This is a genomic window from Ruegeria sp. BE9, assembly GCF_056538765.1.
Genome location: NZ_JBQFTS010000003.1, coordinates 75,396 through 91,392 on the forward strand (window position 1 = coordinate 75,396; position 15,997 = coordinate 91,392).

The following is a 15,997-nucleotide window of genomic DNA, read 5'->3' on the forward strand; positions in this document are numbered from 1 at the left end:
ACGGGTTATTGCACCAGATAGGGTTTTCGATAGGGCCTGATCTGCGTACCAAACACGTCATCGGTTGGAAAGTCACCCATCATATAGGGGTGCATCCCCTGGTTCTTGAGGTTCTGTAGAAATTGGCCAAAGCCCGAGAGTTCGACCATCTTTGGGGCTTCTGTCAGGTGGCCGGCGTGGCCGGTTCCGATCTCTTCAACCACTGACTGCAGAGGTTCCATCGGTGATTCCACAAATTCAGCCAGAGACCATGTTCGCAAACGTGCCTTGGTCCAAACAGACTGAAGCACTTCAAGCTGTTTTGTTTCGATCTGTTGCAGGCGGGCGGCTTCGGTGCGGATGTCTGCAAAGTTCAGGTTCGACCGGAACAATGGGATCGCCCAGGCCCCGGTTATGACCGAGATTTGAGCGTTCTTGTCCCGAGCAAGAAACCAGTTGATCGTTTGCGTATCCCGCGGCCCGAACTGAAAACATTGTCGCTCGCCTCGTGTGTTCCAGATCAAGCTCGAAACGAAGGCTTTTGGATTGTAATCCCGCAGAACTGCGCAATCACTGAGCGCACCGTTGGTGATCGTGTCGCCATCGGAAAACTCAGCGCGCTCCGGGCCGAACAGATGCCCATGGACGCGTGTTCCGGTCGTTTCTGCCAACCAAGGCTGAAAATCTTCGAACAGTTCATTAAAACCCTGAAACACCGAATAGGGGAAAGAAGTCAGACCATTTTCGCTGCCGTGGCGGGGAAAGCGACTTTGCATATACAGCCCATCTCGCCCGCGTGTTCGACGTTCGACCGCTTTAGAAAACACCCTGTCAATTTTTCCGGGATTGGGCTCAGCTGGTTTCATGGCGCCCGCCTGATCGGTTAGAAAAGTCTGATAAAGGCGGTCTGCGTGCGACCAAACTTTGCGCGCTACAAAGCAGTCGGATCTGCGTAAAAGCTGCAAGTGGTCATCGTAGAAAATGTGTGGCCTTCCCTGATAATCGAACTTGGACAAGGTCAGAGAGCGGCTTTCGATATGAGTGGAGTATAACCGCGCGAGCGTCTGGAAATAGCTTTCGTCCGGAATCCAGACGCGCCGAAAGTAACGGTCATATGTCCGCCGTTTTGGGTCTTGTAGGATAGCAGACAGTGTTTGGCGGGTCAGGCACCACCACTGGCTTCCCATATGGGGTACCAGACCATCGGGGATACGCCGACGCATGCCGGTGGCGCGTTGGAGTTTCACATAGGCGTCGAAGAGTTTGCGGTGCTTGCGCCATGAAAATGGAAACCGCAGCGTGAACCGTTCTTGATCCAGACCGCCGATCGTCCAGCTGACGTCCGCAGTTGTCGCACTTTCAATGAAATCTACACGGGGCCGATCTTCTAGGTAATCGATCAGTTCATCTGCCGGTCGCAGCGGCAGGCACGCGCCAGAAGACAGGTACACATGGTGTACATCCGGAAATGCGTTCAGCATGAGCTCAGCCGCACATTGAGAGGCAGCGACGATCCCCCAGCCTCCCCATTCGCATTTATGCCGGTCAGAAAACCGGATCAGTGGCTCATCTGCACAAGATGCAACGAACTTTGAAAAGACGTGCTTTGGTACTTTGCGGTCAACATGGATAACAACTGGACAGCCAGATGCCGTCCAATGGCGTGCAACCTGCTCGGCCCTGTACAGAGCTGTGTGGACCAACATGACGACGCCAAGTTTGCTCATGCCCAGTTTCCTTTTGACATGAGGCCAAGGATCTCAAGTTGCCGCCAATTGATGTATTTTTCGGATTGTTTGCACCAGAATACGGGTTTTTCGCCAAGCTGCTCCGCGTAGGCGCGGTACTCACCAGAGCGCCTGTAGTGCTGGCCTCGCTGCATCTCTTCTCGTGCTTTGTCGCCGAGTGTGTTGATGAGCTTGGCGTGTAGCAACGCGCCGCTCGTTTTCTCACCGCCCCATTCGTCGTAGACTTGGTTCAATCCACGCGGCAACAGGGAATGGGTCGAACTAACATAGACATAGCGCCGGTCCCACTTTACCAGCGGGATCTTGTTGAGAGCAGGTGCCTTAGAGGGGGTATCTCTGAAAAACACTCGGGCGCGCGGTCCACCCTGAATCCAGAGATTTCCGTAGTCCGGATTCTTAGTGATCATGTAGTTCCCAGTATCGAACCAACGCGCGATCTGAAAGGGATCCTGTCCTTCGCTATAGATTTCGGCCTCAACAGGGCCTTGCGGATACATATCGATCAGCATGGTTCCAAAGCTGCGCACCGCGCAGCCGTTCAGCCAATCGGTCAGGGCGCGGATTGGGCGCGTATCGCAGAATGGATAGATAAAGAACTCGTCCGGATCGACGGTCAGAACCCAGTGATTATGGGCATATTTACGCAACAAGTAGTTGGACCAGTCGATCCCGAATGTCGCGCGTTTATAGCTTGCGTTGGTGTGCCAAACCGAAACATCGGGCTGGTTTCTTAAAAACTCGCCTGTGCCGTCATCGCTGTCATTGTCGACGAACAAAAAATGGTCGATCCCGAGTTTGCGGTAATATTCCAGAAAATAAGGCAACCGGATTTTCTCATTCCGAACCACACTCATCAACAGGATATCGTGGCGGTGGATTTTGCTGGTGTTGTCAGCGATCGGCTTCAACTCGCGGCGTTTCCGTACGCAGCGCACAAGGCGGCGCTTGCGCCGTAGTCTCATCCGGTATGAATCCAACAGGCTCACGCGTCTGCTCATCCCTCTTGTCTACGCGAGCTTGCCCGGGGGCTGGACAATCCAGAGTGGTGCCGGGCAATTGTCGATTTATGCCACCTTTCCATATATCGAAGCAACGCATTTAAAAGTCGTTAGTCATATATGGTGCGATTTAGGGAAGTTTCCCCATCAAGCCCAGTTCCTGAAGCTGATGCCAACCTGTGTAGTGCTTGGATTGTGGAGTCCACATTACCGGTTGATTAAGGATGCCGTCATAATAGCTTTCGAACCGGCTTGGGTCGTGAAAGTGCTGGCGGCGGGACTTTTCGATTTTGGATTTCAGAACAACTTCGGGAAGAAACTTAGTATGGAGCAATACGCCAGAAGGCGCTTTGCCATTTGGGCCATCATAGGCGGCATTCAGGTGGCGCGGTAGCGCGGAATGGCATGAATTAACATAGGCGTAGCGTCGCGACCAGCGCACCAGCGGGAGCTTATTCAGCGTCGGCGAGCGACTGGGCTGATCTGAAAAGAACATGCGTTCCCGTGCGCCCCCCTGAACCCATAGGTTACCCATCGGACTCTGTCGTTGTGACCGGTAGGGGCCGGCGTCGAACCAGTTCAGAACCGCTGTCGGGTCGGTTTTCGGATCATATTTCTGGGTGCCAAGCGCGCCATTTGGGTAAAGATCCAGCATCAGCGCACCGAAAGCTGTCTGGCCGTTTTGATCCAGCGTCGTTGTCAGGTCTTTCAGGGATTTGGTGTCGTGCTCCGGATAAATCAGAAGCTCGTCGGCATCCACCATCAGCGTCCAATGGTCATGGCCATATCGTATCTGCAGCCATGTTAGCCAATCCAGACCAAAGCGAGAGTCGCGATAGCTGGCGCCGGTTTGCCACAAGGATACATCCGGTTGATCTTGTAGATACTCGGCTGAACCGTCGTCGCTGTTGTTGTCGACAATCAGAAAGTGATCAACTCCCAAGGCGCGATAGTGCTGAAAGAACCTAGGCAAACGTTCGATTTCGTTGCGCAATGTTGTGAAGGTTAGGATATGGCCCGATTCGATCTGCGGGGTTTCGTCTTTTACGCAAGTCAATTGGTGCCTGCTGCGAAAGGAGCGCCAAAGCAATCTCCGACGCTTTAAGCGCAACCGGTATTTCTGAACCCAACCAATGGGAGGAAGGCTATCGGTTGCAATGCGCTTCACTTACGGCTCATTTCTCGTAGTGGCCGTTCTGGTGCCAACGCCACGCGTCGCTGATCATAGTCTCTAACGTTGATCTCTTTGGCTTCCAGCCCAATTCATCCCCGGCGCGGACTGATCCCGAAACCAGCTTGGTGCAATCCCCGGCGCGGCGTGGACCGATAGAGTAGGGCACCTCTCGATTAGTAACAGCTTTGGAGTGTCCGATCACTTCCATCACCGAAAACCCCGAACCTGTGCCAAGATTGAAAACCCGGCTGCCTTTGCCCTGTTCCAGCCAATTCAATCCAAGGATATGCGCGTCGACTAAATCGCAAACATGGACATAGTCTCGGATACAGGTTCCGTCAGGTGTGTCGTAATCGGTGCCAAAAACGGTCAGCCCGTCTCGCTTGCCGTCAATCGCGTCCAACATCAGGGGCACCAGATGGGTTTCAGGACGATGGAACTCGCCTATCTCACCATCCGGGTCAGCACCGGCCACATTGAAATAGCGGAAGATCACGTGGTTCAGCCCATGCGCTGCGCTAAAGTTCTGCAGGATGTCTTCGATTGCGCGCTTTGAGGCGCCATAGGCATTCAGAGGCTCTTGTGGAGTATCCTCGTTCAGCACCACGTTGTCATGTTCACCATAAGTCGCGCAGGTTGATGAGAACACAAAATTCAGACACTCCGCAGCAACCGCGGCTTGGATCAGTGTCAACGAGCCGGTCACATTGTTGGACCAGTACTTGCCAGGTTCAGACATTGCCTCACCGACCTGGCTAAGGGCGGCAAAGTGCATGACGGCGGCAGGTTGATATTTGGCGAAAACCTCATCCAAGCGCGCGCGATCCAGCAGATCGCCATGTTCAAAGGGGCCGAACTTTACTGCGTCCTGCCAGCCGGTGACCAAATTGTCGAAGGCTACAGGCGTGTATCCTGCCTGAAAGAGCGCCTTGCACGCATGAGAACCAATATATCCGGCACCGCCGGTCACAAGAATATTTGTCATGGGGTTTCCTGACAAAGGATGCCCCGCGCCGTCGTAGCGCAGAGCGCTTTCATAATACTGCCGGGGGCGATCAATCCAACCCCATAGCGGCCATCATCTCTTCAAGTTTTGGCACGTCTTGGGGATTGTTGAGCTCCCAGAACTGGCGACCTTTGGCTTCGACTTCGACGCATAGAACCTTGCGACCGTTTTCCATGAAGCGCAGCTGTTCCAATCCCTCCAATTGCTCCAGCGGACCAACCGGCCAAGAAGGATAGGCGGCCAAGGCATCCGGGCGGTAAGCATAGACGCCAACATGGTGGAAAACCGGGGTCGCGTCGTCTCCGGCATAGGTTTGCGCAGTGTAGGGCACCACTTCTTTCGAGAAGTACATAGCGCTTTGGTCCGCAGCAAATACTGCCGTGGTGCCGCCGACACGCCCGTTTTTGCGGTCATTCAACAGGCTGTTCAGGGCATTTCCGTCACAGCGCAGCACTGGCGTGGCCACACCAGCAGCGGGTGCGGCACGCAGGCCTGCGACCAGATCTTCGACAAACCAATGAGGGGTAAGCGGGGCATCACCTTGCAGGTTGACCACGATGTCATAGCCCGTGCCCAGAACCTGATGTGCTTCAGCGCAGCGCTCCGTTCCGTTGCCGCATGTTTCTGACGTCATCACAACTTCGGCCCCGAAGCCTTCTGCGACTTCGCGAATGCGGTCATCATCTGTGGCCACGACCACCTTATCCACACCCGAAACTGAGCATGCAGCACGCCATGACCGCTCAATAAGGGTCATTGCGTTACCGCTGGCTCCGGTCAGTGGTACCAGCGGCTTGCCCGGGTATCGGGTCGAAGCATAACGGGCGGGAATGGCGATCAGAACGGACATCAGGCCTCCTTCAGCTCAACACCCGGAGCGTAGGCGATGAAGAATGGGTTTGCATAGCCATCCTTGCCATAGGTTAGTGGGCTGTGGTCATCAAAACGCACGACTTGTCCGCCTGCACCGGCCAATACCGCGTGACCTGCGGCCGTGTCCCACTCCATAGTGCGTCCAACACGCGGATAAAGATCCGCTTCGCCGGTAGCGACCAGACAAAACTTCAGCGACGAACCTGCGCTCTTGCTGTCCTGGACCTTATATTTGTTGATGTAGTCTTCGGTCGCCTGATCTCGGTGCGATTTCGAAGCTACGATCAAAAGCGCTGAATTGTCTGGTTCAGACACTGAAATCGGTTTCAAATCGCCAGCTTGGGATTTGTCCAACGCGCCAGTTTCTTCGACCGACTGACCGCTTGCCTGAGTGTAGAACATGCGACCCTTGGCCGGAGCGTATACCACCCCACGGGTCGGTACGCCGTTTTCCACCAACGCGATGTTCACGGTGAAATCGCCACGACGATTGATGAACTCTTTGGTGCCATCCAGCGGATCGACGATCAGGAACGTGTCGCCCTTTTCCGAATGCGAGGCGGCTTGTTCCTCGGTCACCAGAAGGACATCAGGGAACGCGTCGCGCAAACCAGCGGATATCAGGGCATCGGCGGCCTCATCCGCTTCGGTCACGGGGCTGGAGTCGGATTTGACCTTCACGTCAAAATCGTCCGAGTTGTAGATCTCCATGATCTTGTCACCAGCTTCCAGGGCCAGACGTCGGATAACGGGAATAAGGGCGTCGTAGGTCACAAAAATGCTCCGTTCCTGTGATTTGTTGATCGAAAATCCTGACGGCCTTATGATGTGCCGGTTACGGAACGGCAAGAAATTCGTGGCAGATTGCAGGCGAAAAAACGGGAAAGACGCTTCGGGTGTTTTATTTCAAGCGAAACCAGACGCTTTTGGGCGGTGCGTTTACTTCGGCGGAACTGGTTTTCCATTCCGTAGTGCGTGGCGTTCGGTCCAAGCACTCGAATGCCGTAATCGCAATTATCTCGAATATAATTCAGGTCCTTGCGATGGTGTTGGTGTTTTACCTCATCATGTCCTTCATGGGACCGCGTATCGCAAAGATACGCGGTGAATTCATTCTTTATCTTCTGTCTGGCGTGTTTCTCTTTATGACGCATATCAAGTCGGTAAGTGCCGTTGCTGGTGTCAGCACGGGCAGTAACCCGATGATGCTGCATTCGCCAATGAATATGATGATCGTGCTTCTGTCGAAGGCGTTCGGCGTGTTGTACATACAGCTCATGACCCTCTTTGTGTTGTTGTTTCTATACAGCGCAGCGGTTTCACCGATCGAAATGCAGGAACCCGGAGGGGCGTTTGCGATGCTCATCCTTTCTTGGTTCACGGGGTGTGCTGTCGGGGTGGTATTCATGGCTCTCAAGCCATGGTTTCCGTCCACGTCCGAAATTCTCAAGAACATCTATCGGCGTCTGAACATGATTTTTTCGGGAAAAATGTTCGTGGCCAATGCGCTGGGCGGTGCCACGCTCGCCATGTTTGCCTGGAACCCGCTGTTTCACATTATCGATCAGTGTCGCGGGTTTGTTTTTCGCAACTACTTTCCGCGAAACACCAGTTGGGAATACGCGCTTTGGGTTGGGATTGCGTTGCTATTGGTCGGGCTGTTGGGGATTTTCTTCACCCGCGAACACATCTCCAAAAGCTGGGGCGCACGGCGTTAACTGGCCACGCGTAGTGTAAGGTTAATCCTTCCACCCTTGGGTAATAGTTTTGATGATCCGAACCGGATCCGGTCAATGCCGTGGTATGTCAGTCTGGCGGGTCCGCCCATGATTACGACGTCACCGGAGCTGAGCCAGATCGACTCGGTTTTTCCTCCGCGAGTTTGATTGCCAATGCGGAACAAGGCGTCATCACCCAGGGATACCGACAGCACCGGCCATGAAAAATCGGCCTCATCCTTGTCTTGGTGCAACCCCATTCGAGCACCCTCGCCGTAGTAGTTGATTAAGCAGCAATCCGGGTCACGGTCCTGACTTGCCAATGCGCGCCAGATATCGAGGATCGGTTCTGGTATGGACGGCCAATCCGCCCCTTTTGGGTGTTGTGGCTGATACCTGTAGCCAGCTTTATCAGTGACCCAGCCCAACGATCCGGCTGAGGTCATGCGCACAGACATTTCTTTGCCTGATGGCGTCACAGGCCTGAATAAGGGCGCGGTTTTCAGAATCGGACGCAGCACTTCTATCAGTTGCGCCTGTGCTGGCCCGTCCAGCCAAGCTTTTCTGATATCAAAACCGCGTAAAAGCAGTCGCGCCATCCAAGATTCCTCAATCCTTGCCAAAACCTTGCCAAAAAGGCTGCAGATTCCCGAAAACCTGCGTTTTACAACGCTTGCAGGCCATTCATCCCGCCCTTATATACGCCGGGACGCGCGATGGTGTAGGGCCGTTGCGCACATCAGATCGGGGCCGGGTGCCATAACGGGTCCGGACCTCGGACATCGCCTTGAAGAGAAAGGGATTGAACATATGGGAAAAGTAATCGGGATTGACCTCGGAACCACCAACTCGTGTGTAGCCATCATGGACGGCTCGCAGCCGAAGGTTATTGAAAACGCCGAAGGGGCGCGGACCACGCCCTCGATCGTCGCCTTCACCGAAGATGAGCGACTGGTCGGTCAGCCTGCAAAGCGTCAGGCGGTCACCAACCCCGACAACACGATCTTTGGCGTTAAGCGTCTGATCGGTCGTCGTGTGGATGATGCAGAAGTCGAAAAAGACAAGAAAATGGTGCCGTATGCCATCGTGAATGGCGGCAACGGTGACGCGTGGGTCGAAGCCCGTGGTGAAAAGTACTCCCCAAGCCAGATCTCGGCCTTCACTCTGGGTAAGATGAAGGAAACTGCCGAAAGCTATCTGGGTGAGGAAGTCACTCAGGCGGTTATCACCGTTCCGGCATACTTCAACGACGCACAGCGTCAGGCCACCAAAGATGCTGGCAAGATCGCCGGTCTCGAAGTGCTGCGGATCATCAACGAACCGACAGCGGCTGCTCTGGCCTATGGTCTGGACAAGGAAGAAACCCAAACCATCGCGGTCTATGACCTTGGCGGCGGTACCTTCGATGTGACCATTCTGGAAATCGACGACGGCCTGTTCGAAGTTAAGTCGACCAACGGCGACACCTTCCTGGGTGGTGAAGACTTTGACATGCGCATCGTCAACTACCTGGCGGATGAGTTCAAAAAGGAACACGGTGTCGACCTGTCGCAAGACAAGATGGCCCTGCAGCGTCTGAAAGAAGCTGCTGAAAAAGCCAAAATCGAACTGTCCTCGACCTCACAGACTGAAATCAACCAGCCGTTCATCTCGATGGGTTCGAACGGCCAGCCGCTGCACATGGTCATGAAACTGACCCGTGCCAAACTGGAATCGCTGGTTGGCGACCTCATCAAAAAGTCGATGAAGCCTTGTGCAGCCGCTCTGAAAGACGCGGGCCTGTCGGCTTCGGACGTAGATGAAGTTGTTCTGGTCGGTGGTATGACCCGGATGCCGAAAGTGATCGAAGAGGTCACCAAGTTCTTCGGTAAAGAGCCGCACAAAGGTGTGAACCCGGACGAAGTTGTTGCCATGGGCGCCGCCATTCAGGCAGGTGTTCTGCAAGGCGACGTCAAAGACGTGGTTCTGCTGGACGTAACCCCTCTGTCGCTGGGTATCGAAACGCTGGGTGGCGTGTTCACCCGTCTGATCGACCGCAACACCACGATCCCGACCAAAAAGTCTCAGGTCTTCTCGACCGCCGAAGATAACCAGAACGCTGTGACCATCCGCGTGTTCCAGGGTGAGCGTGAAATGGCTGCGGACAACAAGATCCTGGGTCAGTTCAACCTCGAAGATATCCCGCCCGCACCGCGTGGTATGCCTCAGATCGAGGTGACTTTTGACATCGACGCCAACGGCATTGTCTCGGTTTCGGCCAAAGACAAAGGCACCGGTAAAGAGCAGAAGATCACTATCCAGGCGTCGGGTGGTCTGTCGGACGACGACATCGAAAAAATGGTCAAGGACGCCGAAGAGAACGCGGAAGCCGACAAGGAACGCCGCGAGCTGGTCGACGCCAAGAACCAGGCGGAAAGCCTCATCCACTCGACCGAGAAGTCGATGGAAGAGCATGCCGACAAGGTCGACCCGACCACCATCGAAGCCATCGAGCTGGCGATTGCCGCGCTGAAGGACGAGCTGGAAACCGAAAATGCCGACAAGATCAAGTCCGGCATCCAGAACGTCACCGAAGCTGCAATGAAGCTGGGTGAGGCCATCTATAAGGCGCAGTCCGAAGAGGCCGAAGATGAGCCCGCAGCGGCAGATGCTGCTCCGGCCGGTGATGACGACATCGTCGACGCCGAGTTCGAAGATCTGGACGATAACAAGCGTAACTAACGGGTAACCGGGCCAATTCGGGCCGGTCCGGTTGCCGGGCCGGCCCGATTACGTTGAGGCAGAAGGAAAAACTGATGTCAAAACGCGACTACTATGATGTGCTCGGCGTGTCCAAGGGCGCATCAGCGGACGAGATCAAAAAAGGTTTTCGTAAGAAAGCCAAAGAGTTGCATCCCGACCGCAACAAGGACAACCCGGATTCCGAGGCTCAGTTCAAGGAAGCGAACGAAGCCTATGATGTGCTGCGCGATGCCGACAAAAAGGCCGCATATGACCGCTTTGGTCATGCTGCTTTTGAAAACGGTATGGGCGGCGGCGGTCGACCAGGTGGCGGCTTTGGGCAAGGCGATTTCTCCAGCGCGTTTTCGGACGTGTTTGATGACCTCTTCGGTGATTTCATGGGTGGTCAGCGTGGCGGTGCCGGCGGTGGACGCCGAGCTGCACGTGGATCTGACCTGCGTTACAACCTGCGCGTAACACTGGAGGAGGCTTTCTCGGGTCTGCAGAAAACCATCAATGTGCCAGCCGCTGTGGCGTGCTCGGCCTGTGATGGATCGGGCGCAGAAGGCGGCGTTGAGCCAACAACGTGCCCAACCTGTTCGGGTATGGGCAAGGTTCGCGCGCAACAAGGCTTCTTTACAGTTGAACGCAGTTGTCCGACCTGTTCCGGTTTGGGGCAGATCATCAAGAACCCCTGTAAGTCATGCAATGGTGCGGGCCGCGTGGAAAAAGAGCGCGCGTTGTCCGTCAATATCCCCGCCGGTGTCGAAACTGGAACTCGTATCCGTTTGGCTGGTGAGGGTGAAGCCGGAATGCGCGGCGGCCCTCCGGGCGATCTGTACATCTTTGTCGAAGTTTCTGATCACAGGTTGTTCGAACGCGACAGCGTGAACTTGTATTGCCGCGTACCTGTCAGCATGGCCAAGGCTGCGTTGGGTGGCTCGATCGAAGTACCCACCATTGACGGTGGACGTGGTCGTGTCCAAATCCCGGCTGGCAGCCAATCCGGTCGCCAGATGCGTCTGCGCGGCAAAGGCATGCCTGCCCTGCGTGGCGGCGGAGTTGGTGACATGTTCATAGAACTGGCCGTGGAAACGCCCGTCAACCTGACCAGCCGTCAGAAAGAACTGCTGCGCGAATTTGATGATCTAGGTGAGGATAACCACCCAGAATCAAAGAGCTTTTTCTCATCTGTGAAATCCTTTTGGGATGGCATGAAAGGCTGACATACAAGCCAGAGAATATGAACAAGGCCGGTTCCGTTGGACCGGCCTTTTTGAGTCCAGTTTGACGGCGTTACAGCTGAAATTGGCCCTTGATTCCCACCTCAACCCCTGAGATTGTCCGCGTCAACCGTTGGGGTGCCCTGTAACAAGGGGCTGAGAGGCACGACTGCGCCAACCCATCGAACCTGATCCGGGCAATACCGGCGGAGGGAACGGCCTAACTCTTGCAGACGTTTTCTATGCCCGTGTTGCCCCATATGAGTTGGAGCAACGACATGACGCCAATTGCGTTGACAATTGCAGGGTCGGACAGTGGTGGTGGGGCTGGAATTCAGGCTGACCTGAAGGCGATGTCAGCCCTGGGCGTCTATGGCGCCAGCGTTATCACTGCCGTTACAGCGCAAAATACGCAGGCAGTGACTGCCGTTCACGGTATTCCTTTGGAAGTTATCGCGGCACAGATTGAGGCCGTTTTAACCGATCTGAACGTAGATGCGATCAAGATTGGTATGCTGGCAACGCCCCAGATTATTCATACGGTCGCCGACAGTATCGCAGAATTTACCGGCCCAATTGTGCTGGATCCGGTGATGATTGCGAAGTCAGGTGACGCATTGCTAGCACAAGATGCCGTGCAAACCTTGCGGGATGTGTTGTTACCGCGCGCGACGGTGCTGACGCCAAATCTGCCTGAAGCGGCCTGTTTGCTTGGCAGCGGCGAAGCGGAAACGCCTGAGCAGATGGTTGAACAGGGGCTTGCCTTGTGCAGCCTTGGTGCAGGTGCGGTTCTGATGAAGGGGGGGCATGGCCGTGGCGACGTGTGTCACGACTTGCTGATCGACCCTTCAGGACGGGTCGCAGAGTTCCAGGCACCTCGACGCGACACACGCAACACTCATGGTACCGGTTGCACGCTTTCATCCTCGATTGCAGCAGGGCTTGCCAAAGGGCTCAGCCTGCTCGACGCCACTGCGCAAGCGCATGAGTACCTGCAAGGTGCAATTGCTGAGGCGGACAATCTGACAATTGGGCAAGGCCACGGTCCTGTGCACCACTTTCATCGGGTTTGGGGCGCGTGACCGTTTGGTCGATCATAGGATCCGGTGTTGCCGGTTTGGCAGTTGCCAGTGAACTTGTGTCACGTGGGGCAAAGGTTCAGGTCTTTGATCCCGGCGGACCTCCGGGACCGCACGGATGTTCATGGTGGGCAGGCGGCATGTTGGCCCCGTGGTGCGAATACGAGAATGCCGAAGAGCCGGTGTTGCGGATGGGGCAGGCGGCTTTGGATTGGTGGAGCGCCCGCACGCCGGTGCATCGGTGTGGCACGCTGGTCGTGGCCAACCCGCGCGATTTACCAGACCTGCGACGATTTGGACGCAGAACCGAAGGATTTTCAGAGGTTGATCAGGCAAAAATCAACCAATTAGAGCCTGATTTGCACGGTTTCACCAAGGGCCTCCATTTCGCGGAAGAGGCCCATCTGGACCCCCGTCTCGCACTACAAAGCTTGTATCGGCAGTTGCAGGAGCAGGGCGTTGAGTTTCACCGCAAGCTCGCGCCGTCTCGGCTGGAGAATGCGATCGACTGCCGTGGTCTGCATGCCCGCGAAGTCCTGCATGATCTGCGCGGCGTCAAGGGTGAGATGCTGGTAATCCGATGCCCGGATGTAAAACTAACTCGACCAGTGCGCCTGTTACATCCGCGAATGCCGCTTTACATCGTACCCCGCGAGGATGGCGTCTATATGCTGGGCGCGACGATGATCGAGTCAGAGGATAGCAGCCGCATCACAGCTCGTTCAATGCTGGAACTGCTCAGTGCAGCTTACGCCCTGAACCCTGCGTTTGGCGAAGCTGAGGTGCTTGAGATCGGTGTCGATCTGCGCCCTGCTTTCCCTGACAATTTGCCCCGTATCCGGCGACTTGGCCGGAAGATCTATGCCAACGGGTTGTACCGCCACGGCTATCTATTGGCCCCTGCACTTGCGCAAGGGGTGGCCGATTTGGCGTTGGAGAACAAACATTCGGAGATGGTCGATGAAGATCGTGCTTAACGGCGAAACACGCGAAGTGCGTGCCGAAACCTTGTCGGACCTGCTAGAGGAATGCGGCTTTTCAGGCCGCGTTGCCACAGCGGTGAACGAGGATTTCGTTCCCTCCAGTCTACGTATTGCTCACAAGCTGTCCGACGGGGACCGAGTTGAAGTCGTCGCGCCTATGCAGGGGGGCTGAGGATGAAAACCTTCTACGGAACCGAATTGTCAAACCCGCTGATGCTAGGCACTGGGCAGTATCCCAGCCCAGCCATTCTGGAGCAGGCTTTCAAGGAAAGCCGGGCCGGTGTCGCCACCGTGTCGCTGCGGCGCGAGTCTGGGGCGGGGCAGACGTTTTGGCAGATGATTCAAGACCTGGGTGTTCTCATTCTGCCTAACACCGCAGGTTGCCATACCGTGAAAGAGGCTGTGACCACTGCCCAAATGGCGCGAGAGGTTTTCGACACGAAATGGATCAAGCTTGAGCTGATTGGCCATACAGACAGTCTGCAACCAGACGTTTTTCAACTGGTCGAAGCGGCCCGTATCCTGACGGAGGACGGATTTCAGGTCTTTCCTTACACCACCGACGATCTGATCGTAGGTGAACGCTTGCTCGCGGCAGGATGCGAAGTTCTGATGCCGTGGGGCGCACCTATTGGCTCGGGGCGTGGGTTGAACAACGAATATGCGCTTCGCGCGATGCGGGCCGAGTTCCCCGAAGTGCCTCTGGTTATCGATGCTGGCATAGGTCTGCCGAGTCATGCCGCCCATGCGATGGAGTTGGGTTATGACGCAGTTCTGTTGAACACGGCCGTTGCCCGTGCCGGGGATCCCATCCTGATGGCCAAAGCTATGGCACAGGCCATAACGGCTGGGCAGATGGCTTACCAAGCTGACCCGATCGAGGCGCGCGATATGGCTGAGCCTTCCACTCCTGTTATCGGAAAGGCCTTCCTGTCATGAAGCTAGACCGGTTTTATCCAATCTTCGATCACTCGGACTGGCTGCGACGGATGCTGCCTCTGGGCGTGAAACTGGTGCAACTGCGGATGAAAGACCAGCCTGACGAAGATGTGCGCGAACAGATCAGTATCTCACACGATCTGTGCCGTGCGCATGGTGCGGTTCTAGTGGTGAACGACTATTGGCAGGCTGCTATTGATTTGGGCTGCGACTGGATCCACTTGGGGCAAGAGGATTTGGACGATGCAGATCTAAAGTCGATCCGAAAAGCGGGTCTAAAGCTGGGTATTTCGACCCATGACGATGATGAGCTTGAACGTGTTCTGGTAATGGACCCGGACTATGTCGCGTTGGGGCCAGTCTATCCGACCATCCTGAAAAAGATGAAATGGCACCAGCAGGGTTTGCCTCGGGTCACCGAATGGAAAGCTCGTGTCGGTGATATCCCATTGGTAGGTATTGGCGGCATGAGCGTTGAGCGCGCGCCCGGCGTTCTGGAGGCAGGGGCCGATATTGTTTCTGCTGTTACGGATATCACTCTGAATACAGACCCCGAGGCGCGTGTGCGGGCGTGGATCGAGGTCACCAGATGAGCCGTTACAGCCGTCAGACACTGTTGTCCGAGGTAGGCGCTGAAGGCCAAGCGCGTCTATCCTCGGCGCGTGTTTTGGTGATTGGCGCGGGTGGACTGGCGTCTCCGGCGCTACCATTGTTGGCAGGTGCGGGGATAGGGCAGATCAAGATTGTAGACGGCGATACTGTCGACCAGTCAAACTTGCACCGTCAAACGTTGTTTACTGAGGCGGATTGTGGACGATCCAAAGCTGATGCAGCCGTCGACCGGTGCCGGGCCATAAACTCTGAAATCGAGGTCCGTGGCGAAAGCATAGCTTTGACAAGTGAAAACGCGGCCTCATTGGTTGCACAAGCGGATGTGATACTCGATTGCGCCGACAGTTATGCGGCCAGCTATGTTCTTTCGGACACATGCCTAGCGCAAAGTAAGCCGTTGATTAGCGCGTCAGTACTTGGTTTGTCGGGATACGTAGGTGGTTGTTGTGGTGGAGCCCCTTCTTTGCGCGCGCTGTTCCCGGATGCGCCAGACAGCGGCGCAAGCTGCGCAACTGCAGGTGTTCTGGGTCCTGTTGTCGGGGTCATGGGCGCGATGCAGGCCCAAATGGCATTAAACCTGATTCTGGGGATTGACCCCTCACCCCTTGGTCAGATGATCCAATATGATGCCCGCACAATGCGCAGCAGCGGCTTCAGGTTCGACGACGCGCCCGAACCAAATAGCTGTTTCCGGTTTCTCTCGGCCAGTCAGTTGACGGGAGATGACCAGATTGTCGACCTGCGGGATGCGGATGAAGCTCCGGCAATGGCGCACCCAGATGCGCTGCGGATATCGCCGGATAATCTTCAGAAAATAGACCCTAATAAGGGTAAAAGACTGGCGCTGTGCTGCGCCACTGGCCTGCGCGCATGGCGCGCGGCCGAACGAATTCAACCGGATTGGCCAGGTGAGATTGTCCTCGTCGCGGCCTCAACCTCGTGAG

16 protein-coding genes and 1 riboswitch are annotated in these 15,997 nt (G+C 55.6%); of the genes, 9 read left to right on the top strand and 7 right to left on the bottom strand.

The window, feature by feature from the left end:
• Nucleotides 1–5: 5 nt before the first annotated feature.
• From ACR0EO_RS11290 to cysQ, 6 genes are all read right to left on the bottom strand, one after another.
• Nucleotides 6–1,706 carry a DUF5927 domain-containing protein gene (locus ACR0EO_RS11290; RefSeq protein ID WP_480689917.1) on the bottom strand — a complete coding sequence of 567 codons (1,701 nt, stop codon included), beginning with the start codon at nt 1,704–1,706 and terminating at the stop codon, nt 6–8.
• Complete coding sequence (locus tag ACR0EO_RS11295; protein WP_480690435.1) at nt 1,703–2,689, bottom strand: glycosyltransferase family 2 protein; 987 nt, start codon at nt 2,687–2,689, stop codon at nt 1,703–1,705. The genes ACR0EO_RS11290 and ACR0EO_RS11295 overlap by 4 nt, the downstream gene beginning before the upstream one ends.
• 166 nt (nt 2,690–2,855) lie before the next feature.
• Nucleotides 2,856–3,893, bottom strand: coding sequence for a glycosyltransferase family 2 protein (locus ACR0EO_RS11300; protein ID WP_480689919.1), 1,038 nt, complete (start codon nt 3,891–3,893; stop codon nt 2,856–2,858).
• Nucleotides 3,894–3,900: 7 nt separating this feature from the next.
• A complete protein-coding gene (gene galE, locus ACR0EO_RS11305) occupies nt 3,901–4,884 on the bottom strand; it encodes a UDP-glucose 4-epimerase GalE (protein ID WP_480689921.1) in 984 nt (327 codons plus the stop codon).
• A 70-nt stretch (nt 4,885–4,954) separates the two neighbouring features.
• The gene (locus ACR0EO_RS11310) at nt 4,955–5,755 is read right to left on the bottom strand and encodes a 3-deoxy-manno-octulosonate cytidylyltransferase (RefSeq protein ID WP_480689923.1); all 801 of its coding nucleotides are present in this window, start codon (nt 5,753–5,755) and stop codon (nt 4,955–4,957) included.
• On the bottom strand, nt 5,755–6,552 hold the full coding sequence (gene cysQ / locus ACR0EO_RS11315) for a 3'(2'),5'-bisphosphate nucleotidase CysQ (protein WP_480689925.1): 798 nt from the start codon (nt 6,550–6,552) through the stop codon (nt 5,755–5,757). The genes ACR0EO_RS11310 and cysQ overlap by 1 nt, the downstream gene beginning before the upstream one ends.
• Before the next feature lie 122 nt (nt 6,553–6,674).
• On the opposite strand from cysQ, the gene ACR0EO_RS11320 reads away from it, so the two are divergent.
• On the top strand, nt 6,675–7,496 hold the full coding sequence (locus ACR0EO_RS11320; protein ID WP_480689927.1) for an ABC transporter permease: 822 nt from the start codon (nt 6,675–6,677) through the stop codon (nt 7,494–7,496).
• On the opposite strand, the gene ACR0EO_RS11325 is transcribed toward ACR0EO_RS11320, so the two are convergent.
• Entirely contained in the window at nt 7,493–8,095 is a 603-nt protein-coding gene (locus tag ACR0EO_RS11325) for an alpha-ketoglutarate-dependent dioxygenase AlkB family protein (RefSeq protein ID WP_480689929.1), read from the bottom strand. The genes ACR0EO_RS11320 and ACR0EO_RS11325 overlap by 4 nt on opposite strands.
• Before the next feature lie 211 nt (nt 8,096–8,306).
• On the opposite strand from ACR0EO_RS11325, the gene dnaK reads away from it, so the two are divergent.
• From dnaK to ACR0EO_RS11365, 8 genes are all read left to right on the top strand, one after another.
• On the top strand, nt 8,307–10,217 hold the full coding sequence (gene dnaK / locus ACR0EO_RS11330; protein ID WP_480689931.1) for a molecular chaperone DnaK: 1,911 nt from the start codon (nt 8,307–8,309) through the stop codon (nt 10,215–10,217).
• A 74-nt stretch (nt 10,218–10,291) separates the two neighbouring features.
• On the top strand, nt 10,292–11,443 hold the full coding sequence (gene dnaJ, locus ACR0EO_RS11335; RefSeq protein ID WP_480689933.1) for a molecular chaperone DnaJ: 1,152 nt from the start codon (nt 10,292–10,294) through the stop codon (nt 11,441–11,443).
• Nucleotides 11,444–11,564: 121 nt separating this feature from the next.
• Nucleotides 11,565–11,672, top strand: a riboswitch (TPP riboswitch).
• Between the two features lie 46 nt (nt 11,673–11,718).
• Nucleotides 11,719–12,522, top strand: a complete 804-nt coding sequence (gene thiD, locus ACR0EO_RS11340) for a bifunctional hydroxymethylpyrimidine kinase/phosphomethylpyrimidine kinase (protein ID WP_480689935.1) — start codon at nt 11,719–11,721, stop codon at nt 12,520–12,522.
• A complete protein-coding gene (locus ACR0EO_RS11345; RefSeq protein WP_480689937.1) occupies nt 12,519–13,496 on the top strand; it encodes an FAD-dependent oxidoreductase in 978 nt (325 codons plus the stop codon). Before thiD ends, ACR0EO_RS11345 begins: the two co-directional genes overlap by 4 nt.
• The gene (gene thiS, locus ACR0EO_RS11350) at nt 13,480–13,674 is read left to right on the top strand and encodes a sulfur carrier protein ThiS (RefSeq protein WP_480689939.1); all 195 of its coding nucleotides are present in this window, start codon (nt 13,480–13,482) and stop codon (nt 13,672–13,674) included. The genes ACR0EO_RS11345 and thiS overlap by 17 nt, the downstream gene beginning before the upstream one ends.
• A 2-nt stretch (nt 13,675–13,676) precedes the next feature.
• Nucleotides 13,677–14,441 (top strand): thiazole synthase, encoded by a 765-nt coding sequence (locus ACR0EO_RS11355; RefSeq protein WP_480689941.1) that lies wholly within the window; start codon nt 13,677–13,679, stop codon nt 14,439–14,441.
• Nucleotides 14,438–15,034 carry a thiamine phosphate synthase gene (locus ACR0EO_RS11360; RefSeq protein WP_480689942.1) on the top strand — a complete coding sequence of 199 codons (597 nt, stop codon included), beginning with the start codon at nt 14,438–14,440 and terminating at the stop codon, nt 15,032–15,034. Before ACR0EO_RS11355 ends, ACR0EO_RS11360 begins: the two co-directional genes overlap by 4 nt.
• The gene (locus ACR0EO_RS11365) at nt 15,031–15,996 is read left to right on the top strand and encodes a ThiF family adenylyltransferase (RefSeq protein ID WP_480689944.1); all 966 of its coding nucleotides are present in this window, start codon (nt 15,031–15,033) and stop codon (nt 15,994–15,996) included. The genes ACR0EO_RS11360 and ACR0EO_RS11365 overlap by 4 nt, the downstream gene beginning before the upstream one ends.
• Nucleotide 15,997: the final 1 nt, after the last annotated feature.